Below are 13,777 nucleotides of genomic sequence, written 5' to 3' on the forward strand. Positions count from 1 at the left end.
CCACTACAAACAGAACCAGCTACAGGTGCTGTAATTGCGATACCAACTGTAGGATTGACCGTAACTACCAAATTATAAGGCGTACCTGAACAGCCAGAAGATGGGGGGCCTGGCGTTAAAACATAAGTAACATTAATAGGATTGGCAGTAGAATTCGTCAATACCTCAGTAAATCCTGTAGCGTTTGCTATACCTGTGCCCCCTGCTCCGGCTGCACCTCCGTTAATATTTGCAACACCTCCACGACTCCAGCTAAATGTAGTTCCTGTTGAGCTAATAGCGCCGCTTGAATAAGTGCTGCCACTACAAACAGAACTAGCTACAGGTGCTGTAATTGTTGGAGCCGCAGTTACGTTGATATATGTTATCGAACTGCCTGAACAGCCCGCTGCTGTGGTCGTAGTTACTGATACTTGCTGAACACCCGATCCTGTTAAGATTACTGTAGGATTTTTAATGGTTGTAGAAGAAAATACTGCTCCTGCTGGTCCTGTCCATGCATATGTAACACCTGAAGCAGGAACGTTCTCAACATCAAGTTGTACGGCCACTCCGGCACAGGATGTTAAAGTATTAAAAACACCTTTTGGTGATGTTGTTGCAGCCGGATTAACCTGTGAAGTTGGTATCAAAACGATATCGTCTATGATGGTTCCAAATGTTATACCTCCATGTAAAGTATTATAAAATTCAAGTCCTATTGAAGAACTGGTTGGTATAAAAGTATAAGTCCCTATCTGAGAAATTGTACTGGTTGTTGTAAAACCTGTTGATATAAGATCTGTAGATCCTCCCGTAATTTTAACTGTTACACCTGTTGTTGCAGGAGTAGCAGCATTTGATCTTCTTGCATAACGAAAACTTACTGTGTAAGAAACCCCAGGAATAACTGTCGTAACTTGTCTGAGTGATGCCTGAGAATCTAGTTCAGCCGTTATAGATGAATTTCCATTAGAGAAATATGTGTTTTCGGGATTTACTTCAACACGATCACCATATGTTGTTGCAAATGTCCAGCCCGTCGCACCACCACTAAAATCAGAATTGCTAATCATGTTAGTAACACAATTATTTGCAACAACAACCTGATCATTAAAAGTACCACAACTATTACTAATCGCCCAATTAAGTACATATGTTCCGGCAACTGCAGGAGTAAATGTAGCTGTTGGACTTGAAGTATTGCTAAACTGACTCAACAACGTACTTGGACCGCTAGCAATTGACCACACCCCTGTACCTATGGTTGGTGTATTAGCTGCCAATATAAAAGAACCACTCCCCGTAGATTGATCGGGTCCGGCATTTGCTATTGTTGGTTGGGGATTTACTATTACATTAGCCGTATTATTTGATGTTATAGAAAAAGAACAGGTACTTGTTGCTAATCTGGTAACTGTTATAGTTCTTGACCCTGCATTTGTTAATCCTGTAGCTGTAAAACTTCCTGTTCCGGCATTAGTAACATTCATACTTGCTGTTAACCCTGTTTGCGAAGGAGAATCAGTATTATACGTAACTGTATAACTACCTACCGGTAATCCGGCGGCACTCGAAACTAAAGTCACGGTTGATGTACCTGTTGATGTACATGCTGCAGTGGCAGTATTTGTACCTGTAAGGCTAAAAGTAGAACAAGGAGTCCAAGTAACAAGTACCTGCCCTCTAAAACCATCTCCTCCCTTTACATCAGGACTATTATTATTCATACGACCTCCTCCTCCTCCTCCTCCAAGAGTAGTAGCAGATATTCCTGGTCCATTGCTATTTCTACCTCCTGCGCCCGCACCTCCGCTGGTTACTGCTGCTGCTCCTGCTAAGGTTCCGTTATTTCCGTTTATTGCTGTTCCAGCACTTCCTCCGCCACCTCCTGAACCTGCGTTTGATCCATTTTGTCCATTTCCTCCATTAAATGTTCCTCCTAAACCACCGGCCCCACCATTTCCATTGTCTGAATGAGTTGAATTACCAACCTCTCCCCCTTTTCCACCAGCAGCAACAACGGCAACTGTAGATGCAAAAGTTGAAGTCCCTCCATCACCTCCGTTTCCTGTATTTGTTCCAGTATCTGACGCTGTTACTCCTGTACCACCTGCACCCACAGTAACTGCAATAGTAGACAAAGGAGTAACGGACACCGTTCTTATGGTATATGCGCCTCCGCCTCCTCCGCCTCCATTTCTGGTTGCATTAGCATTATTGGCACCACCGCCGGCACCACCACCTCCCCATGCCTGAACCGTTACACTCGTAACGCCAGCAGGAACATTAAAAGTACCAGAGGAAATAAATGTCTGAGACTGACCAAAAGAAAAATTGGCAAACAAAAACATAGCAAAACAAAGCCATTTAGCATTATAGCCAAATAAGTTCGTTGCAATGGCTTTTGGAGTATTCTGATTTTGTTTCGAAAAAAATAAATGAATAGGAATGAGTAGTTTTTTAATCATATTTGGGGCGGATTAAATTTAAAAAGTAAACTTATTTTCTATTAAAAATTGATTTTTATTAATTGATTGTTACTTTCAAAAACCAATTTTAATAGCTGCCCCTAAACTTAATTTATACTAAATCTGTTCGCTAACAGATTTGATGTTCTGAGAATCAAAATATAAGATTTAAAAATCAAAAGATATAATTAATTTGGGGCTTAATTATGGAACAAAAATAATAGTTCTCAATTGGATTTTTAACAAAAAATAAAGAATTCGATAAAAGGCAAAAAAACACGATAAAAAGTTTAGTTTTTTAATAAAAAAATTTATTTGAAGTTAAAATCTTACTTATGCTATAGATTTATTTTAAAAATGTTTTAATCCAATAATTTATTGATTCTAAAAATTAATTGATTAGCAGCTAACAGAGCATTTAAATCAAAAAAATCCGACAGCAATAATTACTATCGGATTTTTAACTAAAATAAACTAACTAATTACCTTAATATAATTTTTCGTGTCTCCTGTCGGTCATTCCCTAAAATCATTTTTACTAATAAAACCTGTTCAGCAACATTTAAATGTCTGGAAAACTGGATACTATTTATTTTATCTTTGGTGTAAATCAATTTTCCAGAAATATCATATATAAAGATTTTATCGATAGTATCATTCACAGCATTGATGTTAATGACTTTATTATTAACCGTAATAATTAAATTATTTTTATTATTTTCAAAATCTTCCGAACCTAAATTGGTGTTTTTGTATTTTAAAATAAAACGGTCATCAAAAGTTCCGATTGCCGTTGTAAAAGTATAATCAGCTATGCTTAAATCATGAACAGTCTGTGTTAACCTGTCTTCAAGATATATCGGCTGATTAGACAAAATGCCATCTGCCTGATTTATTCCTATCGTAAAGTTGCCAGCAATTGTGCTTTTATATCCCAGAGCAACCATATCTGTATTTTCAAAAGGTAAAGCCTTTCCCTGGATTACAAGCTTTTTGTCTTCATTGATACTATAAAAATCTACATAAGGATTGCCATCAAAAGTTATTCCGTCAAACTGATGATCATAATTATCAGTTGCCCCTTCTATGTAACCTACTAACGTTTGCTTATAAGCTCCCTGGTCATTTCGTAATTCCAGCCATAGACGGTGCTTTTCAATATCAGAAGATTTTGCAGATCTGAAAAACTGATTATTATTTCCTGGTATGCGCATTGCATTTGTAAATGCAATAGAACCCGCTGCTTTAGAAGCAACAAAAAAGGATTGTCCGGCAGCTATTTTTCCCGTTGGTTTTTTGCCCGCATCTAATGCAGGATCATCATTATGACCCGGATCACTTTCAGCAGACGTTCCTACCCCGCCAGTCGAGTTATAAGAAGCATAATCATCTGTTGTATATGCATATTGAGCCCCAATTAGACCAATTGGTGTATTATGAGTCCAAAAATAGATGGTTCCCTCTAAAGTTAGATTATTTGCAGATAAAAATAAATTTGCATCCAGCGCCGAAGAATATGGGTTCCCTAACAAAAAGTAACGTGTTGCCGTAACTGTGGTTATCTCTTCTCCATAAACAGGACCATTATTAGGAACTCCGACAAACTGAACGTTTTGAGAATAAGGAAAAGCTACATTTTCTCCATTACCGTAAGTTCCTGCTTCTGGGGTTCTGATGATATAACCTTTTCCGGCTACCATAGCTGTTGTTGGAAGTTCTTCCTGCCATTGATCAACAGTTGAATTATATGATAAATATTTATCAAACCTTGTATTTGGCGATAATACATTGAGTACCTGATTTGCTATAGGAGAAGACCAATACGTAAAATCATACTTTTGCATCGGCTGTGATCTTCTTTTATAAATAATATCTCCTGTATTACTAATATCATTCGTCTGCACAAGACTTGCATTGTTTTCAAAGGTTAATGTACCCCCGGTAGTGGTAACTGCATTGGTAATAGTAAATGTATGCCCCGAATTAACTGTAACGGAAACTCCGGAGTTTACAGTACAGGTACAACCGCTCAAATCTCCTGTAGAACTAAAATTGCCTGCAAAAACAATATTATCGTTAATTGTGGGTGTTGTTGACCAATTAGAACCGTTCCATGTTGATGTTGTCACCACTAAAGGGTTCAGCACAATATTAGCTGAATTAGGAGAATAACATGCATCTGTCTTAACGGCAGCAGTAAAGGTGCTATTCGGTGCAAGATCGGATATGGTGACACTTGTACCGCTTCCTGTAAAAGTCTGTCCTGTTGAAAATTGCAACGTCCATTCTCCTGCAGGAAGACCGTTTAACACAACTTTAGCTGTTGGATTAGCACATGTTGCCTGTGTTATCGTCCCTAATGTAGGAGCTGCCGGACCTGTACTAACTAATATTGAAATGACATTAGAAGAAGTAGCCATCTGACCACAAGCAGCATTACCAGATCGCACCCTGTAATAATAGGTAGTATTAGAACTTAGTCCGGTAACGGCAGCACTTGTTACGTTTCCCACATTTAAGCCATTATAACCTGAAACAAAACTAGAGAAACCAGCATTTGCAGATACGTCTAAATAATAGGCATTAGCCCCGTCAACAGCATTCCAGTTGGCTGTAAAACTGGTACACGATAATGTTGCGGCAGCCGTTGCAACCGGAGTTTTGACTTGCAAGGTTTGATACTGTATAGTATTAGAATTTGCACTTACCCCACAGCTGGTATTTCTTCGCACTCTGTAATATATAGGTCCGGGAGGAACGTTAGTGACAGCATAAGTTGTTACGCTGCCAACATTTAAACCATTATAACCGGCAACAAAATTCGTAAATGCAGCATCTGTTGCTACATCAAGTATATAATTTGTAGTCCCTGCTACTGCATTCCAATTTGCAGTAATAGTAGTGGTACAATTTGCGCCTGTTCCGGCTGTTGCAACAACATTTTCTGCTGAACCAACTGTAAAAACTTTAGCGTTTGGACTGCTCACTCCGGTTAATGCCACTGTCACCCTGTAATCTCCAGGTGTAAGTCCTGTCAGGTCTTTTGTAGTAGCAATAACCGTATTATTTCCCACTCTCTGCCATGCATAAGTATAAGGATCTACCCATACCGGAGAGTTCTGAAATGTTCCATTAAATCCTGCAGGTATAGATGTTAAAGTAGTTCCTCCACCATCATAAAAGTTATATGAGGCGATCAAACCCTGCTCGTAGCCAGAGTAAACTGTAGGTCCAAATGCAAGACTCTGGATCCGTGATGCAGAAAGTGCAGTATTGTAAAATCCTGCTTTTAATACATTTCCGCTAAATGATTCCCCTGCTATATCACTAAATACACGACTGCCAATTTTAGTGGTAAAGGCAGAAGCGCCGTAATTAGAAGTCGTTACTACACCACCGGTAACAGTTACACTAACGCCATCAATATATATCCTGATTCGTGTTCCATCACCTGTAGCAGCGATATGATGCCATTGACCATTTCCTAAAGAAGCCGGCAGTGTTGCTGTAGCTGTGCTGGAAGAATTTGTCCATAATTCTATTGTAGATGAATTGGCAAAACCAAATTCAATGGCATTATTCTGTCCAAACAAACTTGTTCTTCCGGTAATATCGGCTAAATTAAACTTTATCCATCCCTCGATAGTAAAAGCACTTCGGTTAGAAAGCATTTGAGCCCCTAAATCAATATAATCATTATCTGCTTTTACAAAATTTGCACTATTATTCATGTTCGTGATGGTTATGCTTCCGTCACTGGCACTGGCACATGAAGCGATACCTACAGTTCCTACAGGCTGTGGCAGCAAAGGAAAAATGGTCATTTCTGTAGTTGCAGTGGCACATCCAGCGACGTTATAAGTTATCGTATATGTCCCTCCTAAACTTCCTGTTAAGTTGACTTCACCTGTTGCTGTGCTCACAAATGATAAACCGGGGGGAGTTGCAGAATAAGTGCCACCGGTAGCTCCGGTTTGTGTAACTGCAACCGTACCCGTTGATATAAAAGCATTTCCGGGATACGAAATGGATGGGGGTGGTGTAAATCTATAGACCTGTCCTGCGGCTGGTTTTGTATTAATTGTAAATGTAAAAGAACTAGAGCTTGGTGTCGGACTTGAACTGGAATTGTTAAGAAGCAGATAATTACTGTTTGCATCATATATCCCTATAGTAGCAGATGGGTTTCGTAAGGCTCCGGAGCCTTGTTTATAAATGTATTCTATAATATTACTTTTTTCATATAACCATATCTGAAAAGAAATCGCATCATTTGGGCCTGCATAATCCCATTTTTGCCTCGAAAATTCAAGTTTGAAAATCCTGTTAGGTGCAGTACCCGAAACTACATACTTTGGAACTATAGTAAGTTCAATATCATCCCACAATGCAAACAATGCAGGTTTTATAATGTTTGCATTCGCAACATTATTGGTATAATTTTGAGATGCGTTTGGATTTGGCGAACCAAATGTGATCCAACCATTACTGGACACCCTTATATTCGAATAAAAAGAACCTGCAAAGTTGAAGGTAAATGGCAAGGCAACCGAGCTTGAAAGTGCGTCATCTGCACTAGCGGCCAGTCCTGGTACATCTGTAGTACCCAATAAATTATCATAGGCTCTTGAACTTGCAGAAAAACAGTAGTTGTCTGCCTCTAATCCTGCCGAATTGGGAGGACTAAACCTATATATTTGACCGTTTGCGGGCTTTGTACTGATGTTTGTTGTAAATACATCGGATTGTGCAATTGGGGTTCCGCCTGAATTATTTAACGTCAAATATCTGCTGGAACCATCATATATACCTATCGAAGCACCGCCCGAAGATGCCGTATTTGCGGCTACTGCTCCCTGATTGTACAAAAATTCAACAACATTTGTAGTTTCGAACAGCCATACCTGAAACGAAATTACATCACCGGCAACTCCATTATCCCAGCTTTGCTGTATCCACTCTACCTTAAACCTTCTGTGGGGGGCAATTCCGGTTGTTACATAACGGGGTGCAACGTTGCATTTTAAATTATCCCATAAAGGAAACAGAATCGGTTTTCTTGATTCTGCGTTAACCTGAGTATTAGTATTCGATTCAGCAGGCGTTCCTGTACCTAAATACATCCATCCATTAGGGGAAACTCTTATAGAATTGTACGCTGTACCAGCAAATGTGAAAGTAAAGGGTAGTGTTATAGCATTTGAAATACCTTCATCTGCAGTTGCCGGTATTGAAGTATCAGTTACTCCGGCAACCCCTGTAAGCGAAATATAATTTCCCTGAATTGCTGTAAAATTATAATTACTTGCCGATTGTCCAAACGAGTATGCAAAAATTAAAAAGAGACCTATAGCTGTGTATATATTTTTCATTTTAATTTATATTAAGGTTAAGTAGTTCTATTCCATAAATAAATGTTTTACGCCGATTTTTTTTATAATTTTTAGCCTTAATTAATTAAATTATTACCTAAAGTACTTATAATCAGCAGTAAGATTTAACTTCGATGAATTAAAGATTAACTCAAAAGATTGAATGTAGATAGAACAGACATGGCGAATGATCTATTGAATTGGTTTTCGATAAGGATTATTTTATAAAATTGAGGTCGCACAAAATCCAAGAAATATAAATTGTCGGATTTTTTTAAGTAGTCTGCAATTTATTGAAACAATGCTTTTTTAGTAATGGATTTTCCATTTTCCAAAAGTACTTTCACTACTAAAATCTGTTGGGCAGAAGGCAAATCCTGGATTATTGAGTAGGTATCCCGAATGTTCTCTATATTTGATAATTGCTGCCCGGAAATACTATACACAGAGATTTTATCAATATTCTGCACAGTTGAATGCACTGAAATTATCTGATTTTTAATTCCAATTGAAACTACATCATTTGTTGCCACAAAATTATCTGTATCCAGCGTTTTATTCGTATATCTTAAAACAAATCTATTATTAAAAACCCCTGTTGCAGTAGTAAAAGTATAGCCATTGTCTCTTAAATCATTAATTGTATTGGTTACTTTATCTTCTAAATAAACTGGATGATCAGAAAACATTCCATCCACTTGGTCAATCGAGATGGTAAACTCCCCTTCTATAATACTACGATACCCCAAAGGCACAGCATCATATTCATTAAACGGTAATGCACGGCCCTGGATAACCAGATTGCTCCCCAGATTAATACTGTAAAAATCTATATATGGATTTTTATCCAAAGTTATTCCGTCAAATTTGCTGTCATATCCATTTGTAGCTCCCTCAATATAACCAACTAATAACTGCTTAAAAGCTCCTTGTGTATTTGTCATATTGAGCCAAATACGATGTTTTTCTAACGCACTGGGTTTTGAGGTTGTTGATGATTCAAAGAATTGAATGTTGTTTTCCGGGATTGCATCATTAAATGCATTTGTAGTTGATTGTCCAAACGAGCATATACTCACTAATATGCCTACCGTAATAAAAATCCTTTTCATCTCAATTAAATATTAAATGAATAATTCAGTTTTAACAAAAAAAGGGGTCAAAAATTTCTTTTTTCGTATTTATCAGAGAACACTATTAAGATAATGATTTTTTATTTGAAAATCGATAAAGGGTAAAAAAAATCGATTAAATACATATCACCAATTTATTCGGCAAACTGAGTCAAAATATTCAATTAAAAATCAATCAGATACAAGTTATATTTACAAACACAAAATGGACTATAAAGCTAATTTCGAAAAGAAATGTAGGGCACTTCAGAAATTTTTGTCAGTTTTTTTTTCCCATATAAAATTTCAAATGCTATCTACACCTGTTTTTTGATTAAACGTCAACATTTTTACATCCCATTTAGCAATAAACTATTCTGACGCAGTTACAATTTTTTTATTTACAACATTATTGTCTGCTAAAACAATTTTAATCAATAACAACTCATTTTTAAATTTGAGATTACTTATTGATACCTCAGAAGATGAAATATCTGAATCACTATAAACTAATTTTCCTGAAATATCATGAATAAAAACCTTATTAATAATTTCTCCCGAAGAATTAAGTTTTAAGGTCATATTATCAAACCAGGCCACAACATCATTATTGTGCTCAGTCCGATTAGCAGCTAATGTTGTATTGGTAAATTTTATCATAAATCTATTATTAAAAATACCTGTACTGCTGTTAAAAATATAATCATTTTGACTTAGGTCAGTAATCGTATGAGTTAATTTATCCTCTAAATAAACAGGGTGATTACTGAGTATCCCATCGCTTTTTTCTATTGCTATTGTAAAATCACCAGCAATATTGCTTCGGTATCCCAAAGGCACTATGTCAGAATCATCGAAAGGCACTGCCCGCCCCTGAATGACAAGATTGCTTCCCTGATCAATACTGTAAAAATCTATGTACGCATTTCCATCGAAAGTTATTCCATCATAATCACTGTCATATCCATTGGTCGCTCCTTCGACATAACCAATTAATAATTGTTTAAAAGCACCGTCTTTATTAGTCATATTAAGCCATACCCGATGTTTTTCTAATATATTTGGTTTTGCCGGTTTAAAAAACTGATTGTTGTTTCCCTGAATTCTCATACCATTATTAAACATAACGGTTCCGTTGGCACTGGCTAAGGCAAAGAAAGACTGTCCTGCCCCTATAGTTCCTGCGGGTTCAGCTCCTCCAGAAGGTGCTCGTGAGGTTGATGTTCCGCCCACTCCATTATAACTGGCATAATCATCTGAGGTATATGCTGGTTTGGTACCCATCATTTGTATAGGTGTATTATGAGTCCAGAAATAAATAGTCCCGTCTAAAATCGCATTATTATTTGAATCTGCAAACAAAAAAGCGTCTGCACTAATCGCAGAAGGATACGGATTACCAATTAAATAATAATTTCCAGCGGTGACTGACTGTCCTGCAATATTTCCGTTGTTGGGAATTCCGATAAACTCCACTTCCTGTGAATAAGGAAAAGATACATGCTCTCCATTAGGCCATGTTCCTTCAGAAGGAGTCCTGATAATATATCCTATTCCCGGTGTCATATCTGATGCACCGTATTGCTCTTCACGCCAAACTGTTCCGGTATAAGAGAGATATTTATCCCAACGCGTATTGGGTGATAAATTATATAACGTCTGCCCTGCCACAGGTGATGACCAATACGTAAAGTCGAAGTTTTTCATTGGTGCTGTAATTCTTTTATAAACAATATTACCCCAATTGACAGCAGCTGCATTATTCTGCACCAGACTGGCATTATTTTCAAAAGTTAATGTCCCTCCATTATTAACAACTGCATTTTGTATTATTAATGTGTCATTACTATTTATTACAACATCAACACCGGAATTTACCATGCAGGAACAGCCAGTAATATTACCTAGTCCTCCTCCTGCTGAAGAATAATTTGAAGTAAAAATCAAATTATGATTCATTGTCGGCGTTCCATTTGACCAACTACCATTATAAGTATTGGTTACCAGATTATTCACTACTACATTTAATGAAATTGGCGAAATGCAACTACCCGCATAATGTACTGTATAATTGTATGTTCCCGGATTTAAACCAGAAATAGTATGAGTTGCTGTGGGTGCAATAGTAAAATTAGCCAACGACGATCCGTTTTGCACAATTGTTATATCGACATTTGACGGAGTCGAAACAGGCAGTCCACTTAACGTGACACTTCCGGTTGGTGTTACACAGGTAGGTTGTGTAATTATTCCTGTTATGGGTGCAGCAGGTCTGGGAACAATAGTAAGCTGTATCGCCCGGGTTGAAGAACAATTCGCATTCTGAATGGTCATCGTACCTGTATATGTATTCGGAAGTATTCCTGCCGGTATGGTGATAGTATTCAAATTTCCTCCTCCTGATAAAAATGAAAAAGCTGTAGTTCCCTGATTTGTGAATCCAGCCGCAATTGCAGCAGAATCCCACACTATACTATAATTTACTGGTGTGTTTGTTGTGGCTGAATAAGGCAGTGATGCCAATTGTGAACTTGTATCGAAACAAATATTATCAAGTGTTCCGGTTGTTGTAATGGCTGGTAAAGGATTTACAGTTACAATTGTAGCTACGGAAGCTGTCTCACTACAAGCACCATTTTTTATAATTGCTCTAAAATGTGTTGTTTCTGTCAAAGGTCCTGACGTATAAGTTGTTGCCGTATTAGGAATTGGCGTCCAGCTAACAACCGAAAATACTTCTACTCCATATTCCCATCTAACAACTGACCCTGTATGACCTGCCAAAGTCAGCAAACCACTTGTACTACCGCTACAAACAGAAGTTCCACCGCTTACAGTACCTCCTGTACTTGCAGAATATACATTTACTGTTACGGAATTATTTGCATTTATAGTGTTAGTACAAGATTCTGAAGTAAGATTGGTTATGGTTATTGTACTTGAACCAGCTGCACTTAGGCCAACTGCTGTAAAGGTGCCTGTCCCTGTTCCTCCGGTAACCGACATAGTTGCTGTTAAACCGGTTGCAGCGGGATTGCTTCGATTGTATGTTACCACATAATCTCCATTAGGCAAAGATGCGCCCCCCGTTAATCTTACTAATGAACTTGTTCCTATTGCGGTACAGACATCATTTGCGGTAGTTGGCGAAGTAAGCGCGTAAGTAGGACATGTGTAGGTAATTTTTATCTGACCGTTTCCTCCATTTCCTCCTTTATAATTACCTCCTACTAAGCCTAATGCACCAGCGCCACCACCTCCGGGTGCATTGCCGGAGTTTCCACCAGAAGCTAAAGCTAAAGTTATTCCGTCGCCTCCTTTTCCGCCCCCTGTTACTGCAGCACCACCAGCAATATATAAAAGTTGTGGTGTAGCATTATTTCCATTAGCTCCAGATCCGGCACCAGGTCCTGCACTACCACCACCGCCTCCTGAAGACAACACTTGGACTATTGCCCCTACAAGTCCTCCGGCATATCCGTTACCTCCAGCAAAACTTCCAACACCAGATGAAGTCCCTCCTGCCCCACCGGCACCATTTGCTGAGTTTCCATTTTTACCACCGGTTCCTCCATTTGCAGTTACCGTAGAAAAATTAGTGTTTTCTCCGTTTGGTCCGTCTGCACCATTAATGCCAACTCCACCCGCACCTACCTTATAATTTAATGTCGTTGCCGGGGTAACTACAAATGTTGCAGATCTGCTATAGGCTCCACCACCACCGCCACCACCGCCAAAAAGAGAGATAAGAGCTGGTGTCTGGGTTCCTCCTCCGGCACCTCCTCCTCCCCAGCATTCAACATTTAATGAAGTAACACCAGCTGGGACTTTAAATGTACCATTGCCGGGCGTTGTATAGGTGTGAGGAGGCTGAGCCCAAATAGAAGAAAAAACAAAAAATAACAGAAAAGATAATTTTATTCTCATAATAGCAGAGTTTAAAGATTAAAAAAATCAATTAATTCTTTGAAGTATTTATGAGTGGTATTGAAAAAAGAAAGCTGTCAGAGTATTGAGATTTGTCTGAAGTTACATTTTTTCTCAAAAATATTTAGTATGCTAAACAACTGAAATTAAGATGCTTAAAAAACAGTATTTCAAATATAAAAAAATAAAAAATGTTTTTATGTTAATACTATAATTTTTTGATTCTTTTTTTACATATTTCACAATTGTCATCCATTCTTAAAATTTTACATTTGTTACAAACTCAATCCTTATTTAAGCAGCGTAATTATGACTATAAAAGATGCAATACAAAAACTTGAACATTTTTGTGCCTATCAGGAACGTTGTCATGATGAAGTCGTAACCAAATTATATTCTTTAAAAATGTCTCCGGACGAAACAGACCTGATTATTGTCAAACTCATTGAAGATAATTTTTTGAACGAAACGCGCTTTGCCTGTAGTTTTGCGCGTGGAAAACACCGTATCAAACACTGGGGAAAAATCAGAATAGTAAATGAATTAAAAATCAGGCACATTTCTACAGCCAATATTAACCTGGCTTTAAAAGAAATATCCCCAGATGAGTACGAAGCAACATTTAATCAGCTTTCGCAAAAATGTTGGGAAAATCTAATCGAAAGAAATCCTGTAAAAAAGCGAAAGAAATTTTGTGATTATCTCCTTCGGAGAGGTTACGAAAGTAATTTAGTCTATGATAAAGTAAAAGAACTTGAACAATTACAGTGAAATAATTGTTTAATGAATGCCATAAAAAAATCCGATAACTTTCGTCATCGGATTTTTCATTTTGTTTTGTTGTATTATTTGAAGATAACTTTTTTGGTCGTCTGGTAGCCATTATCCAGAACTACTTTCACCAGTAAAACCTGTT

General features: G+C 37.7%; 5 protein-coding genes. 1 reads left to right on the forward strand and 4 read right to left on the reverse strand.

The features are described 5' to 3' along the window. From GXM17_RS20665 to GXM17_RS20680, 4 genes are all read right to left on the reverse strand, one after another. Positions 1–2,450 (reverse strand): glycine-rich domain-containing protein (locus tag GXM17_RS20665; RefSeq protein ID WP_163401417.1); only part of this gene is annotated, 2,450 nt, incomplete at its 3' end. Positions 2,451–2,932: 482 nt separating this feature from the next. Then, the gene (locus GXM17_RS20670; RefSeq protein ID WP_163401418.1) at positions 2,933–7,822 is read right to left on the reverse strand and encodes a LamG-like jellyroll fold domain-containing protein; all 4,890 of its coding nucleotides are present in this window, start codon (positions 7,820–7,822) and stop codon (positions 2,933–2,935) included. 290 nt (positions 7,823–8,112) lie between these two features. After that, complete coding sequence (locus GXM17_RS20675; protein ID WP_163401419.1) at positions 8,113–8,934, reverse strand: T9SS sorting signal type C domain-containing protein; 822 nt, start codon at positions 8,932–8,934, stop codon at positions 8,113–8,115. 372 nt (positions 8,935–9,306) lie between these two features. After that, positions 9,307–12,861 (reverse strand): glycine-rich domain-containing protein, encoded by a 3,555-nt coding sequence (locus GXM17_RS20680; RefSeq protein WP_163401420.1) that lies wholly within the window; start codon positions 12,859–12,861, stop codon positions 9,307–9,309. A 309-nt stretch (positions 12,862–13,170) separates the two neighbouring features. Between GXM17_RS20680 and GXM17_RS20685 the strand changes: the two genes are divergently transcribed. Further along, entirely contained in the window at positions 13,171–13,632 is a 462-nt protein-coding gene (locus tag GXM17_RS20685; RefSeq protein ID WP_163401421.1) for a regulatory protein RecX, read from the forward strand. Positions 13,633–13,777: the final 145 nt, after the last annotated feature.

The sequence above is a fragment of the Flavobacterium fluviatile genome (genome assembly GCF_010645065.1).
GTDB classification, from domain to species: domain Bacteria; phylum Bacteroidota; class Bacteroidia; order Flavobacteriales; family Flavobacteriaceae; genus Flavobacterium; species Flavobacterium fluviatile.

Excerpts from the sequence above, each read along its gene's own strand:
- GXM17_RS20670 (WP_163401418.1), bottom strand. The coding sequence starts at position 7,822 with ATGAAAAATATATACACAGCTATAGGTCTCTTTTTAATTTTTGCATAC.
- GXM17_RS20675 (WP_163401419.1), bottom strand. The coding sequence starts at position 8,934 with ATGAAAAGGATTTTTATTACGGTAGGCATATTAGTGAGTATATGCTCG.
- GXM17_RS20680 (WP_163401420.1), bottom strand. The coding sequence starts at position 12,861 with ATGAGAATAAAATTATCTTTTCTGTTATTTTTTGTTTTTTCTTCTATT.
- GXM17_RS20685 (WP_163401421.1), top strand. The coding sequence starts at position 13,171 with ATGACTATAAAAGATGCAATACAAAAACTTGAACATTTTTGTGCCTAT.